We start from the raw sequence: 279 nt of genomic DNA on the forward strand, positions 1-279 counted from the left end.
CTTAGAATATTTTCCCAATAATCCGTTCTACGCTGGTTATCCTCTACTCGCTCTAGCCAAATAATCTTATCTTCAGCCACACTGCGAGTATCTTGCACAATGGTATTGGCTAAACCTTGGCGCTCGGTAAGCAACTCACTCACCCAAGGCTCTAACGTAAAGTTAATCCACTGATGAGCTAACTCTCGGTTTTGTACACCATTCGACACTGCCCAGCAGTCTAACCAAGCTAAAGCGCCCTCTTTGGGAATGGTGTAACCAATGTCTGCGCCTGAATCT

1 protein-coding gene is annotated in these 279 nt (G+C 45.9%); it reads right to left on the minus strand.

Going from position 1 to position 279, the window contains the following annotated elements; genetic code table 11:
• Positions 1-209 (minus strand): hypothetical protein (locus tag Q4528_RS13655; protein WP_439848937.1); only part of this gene is annotated, 209 nt, incomplete at its 3' end.
• Positions 210-279: the final 70 nt, after the last annotated feature.

Origin of the sequence: Staphylococcus pasteuri (assembly GCF_030547725.1) — a bacterium.
Lineage (GTDB): Bacteria > Bacillota > Bacilli > Staphylococcales > Staphylococcaceae > Staphylococcus > Staphylococcus pasteuri.